This is a genomic window from Mucilaginibacter sp. P4_E8, assembly GCF_056401495.1.
In genome coordinates this window covers 1-2,086 of record NZ_JBFUJG010000325.1, presented here as the reverse complement: position 1 = coordinate 2,086, position 2,086 = coordinate 1, and the positions used below count along the sequence as shown (strand labels likewise).

The following is a 2,086-nucleotide window of genomic DNA, read 5'->3' as shown; positions in this document are numbered from 1 at the left end:
CCGGAACTTCTGGTGGGAGTATCAATCTTACTCAACTGGCATGTGCGCTTGACGCATCAAGCAGCGGTGGCAGTTTTCATGCGCAATTTAACAGCGTTGGTAAATATGTTAAAGTTGATGTTAGCGGCCATGTCGACTTATCACTTCCATCAAAACAAGGTTTAAATCTTGATCTGCGTGCCGACAGGGTAGAATCGAACCTGTTGGGTAACTTTAGCGGAACTAAAGAAAAAGAAAAAATTGAAGGCAAGCTAAACGGTGGCGGCTCGTTGGTAGTAATCAGAGGCAATCGTATCAATCTCAATCTTAATTAAGAAATTATAAAGTAATTAATTACAAGAAAGAGCCTGTCGTTTAAAACGACGGGCTCTTTGTGTTTAAACACTGCCAGCGGCCCATTGCATATTGATTCCTAATCAACTTCAGTTTTCTGCTTTTTATTATTGTATCATAAACGTACACCCACTGTTACGCCTGCGAACAGTTATAAATCATTTTTTTTAAATAAATAATTGATTATCAGTAATTTAATTATTTGGTATGTGTTTTAAACAATATCAGCAGTAATTACATGCTTATCAGTTGCAAGGCAGGTAGGGTAGCGCGGAGTTTGAAATTGAGATTTTTAGAGTTTAGTTTTTAGAATTTACAGATCATGATAAAGAATTATTTACGGATTGCCATACGCAATATTACCAGGCACAAATTTATTTCGTTTATTAATATTTTTGGTTTAACTATTGGGTTGACCTGCGGTATGCTTATTCTGATATATATTGTTAAAGAATTAAGCTATGATAAGTTTAATGCTAATGCCAAAGATATTTATCGTGTAACACGAAGTTTTAATACTCCCGATGGTGTTCAATCACTTTTCCTGGGATCTATAGCACCGCCATTTGGTCCTTTATTAAAAAATGAATTTCCTGATATTAAAAAGGTAACCCAAATACGTGGAAACGGAAATGTAGCAATGCGTTATAAAGACAAACTGCTTACCGAAAAAGGATCGTACTTTGCTGATGAGAATTTCTTTAATATTTTCTCAGTAAAAACTATTAAGGGTGATCCTGCTACTGCTCTTTCTGATCCGTTTACTGTAATGATGACCGAAGAAATGGCCCGTAAATACTTTGGTAACGAAGATCCTATGAATAAAGAGATCAGGCTGGATAATCAGTTTAATTTTAAAGTGACAGGTATTTATAAACCATTTCCGGCAAATTCACAGCTGCACCCTGAAATGCTGTTGTCATTTATCACTTTAAAGGATAGTACCCTATACGGAGATAAGCAGTTACATACCAATTGGGGTAATAATGATTTTTATACTTACCTGCTTTTACCGCCAAATTATAATACAGATCGTTTGGAATCGTTGTTTCCGGCCTTTTTAGATAAGTATGTTCATTTTCCAGGGCAGCCCGGCAATTTTCGCGAATCAAAAAACAGTAAGTTACATATTCAAAAACTACTGGATATACACCTGCACTCACATTTGGATGCAGAAATAGAAACTAATGGTGACATAAAACGGGTTTATATATTTTCGGCCATTGCGCTGTTTATTTTACTGATTGCCTGTATCAACTATATGAACCTTTCAACAGCCCGGTCAACATTAAGGGCAAAAGAAATAGGCATCAGGAAGGTAATAGGCGCACAACAAAAAGAGATCATTGTTCAGTTTTTAAGCGAATCTGTACTGATCACCTGTTTCTCTTTACTACTGGCTCTGGTATTTACCTGGCTCCTTGTCCCGTTGGTCAATAAGTTCTCCGATCTGGATTTGTCATTCAGTAGTTTATATCAGCCTCAGGTGTTATTATCCRTAGTGTTGCTGCCATTTGTAATTGGGCTTATTAGTGGTATTTACCCGGCCATATTTATGTCGTCGTTTAAACCGGTTAAGGTTTTAAAGGGTATATTAAAAGTAGGCTCAGGTAATGTTTCTTTTCGCAAGGTGCTGGTGGTATTACAATTTTCCATTTCAATTATTTTAATCGTAGCAACCACTATTGTATTTCAGCAATTGAGGTATATTCAACAAAAATCACTTGGCTTTGATAAGGAGCATATAATCTGT

General features: G+C 36.2%; 2 protein-coding genes. Both read left to right on the top strand.

Annotation, left to right across the window (positions count from 1 at the left end; genetic code table 11):
- The coding region (locus AC1DRQ_RS31015; protein WP_477429906.1) for a DUF4097 family beta strand repeat-containing protein at positions 1-314 on the top strand (314 nt) is incomplete at its 5' end.
- A gap of 341 nt (positions 315-655) precedes the next feature.
- Positions 656-2,086: ABC transporter permease (locus AC1DRQ_RS31010; RefSeq protein ID WP_477429904.1), on the top strand; the 1,431-nt coding region annotated here is incomplete at its 3' end.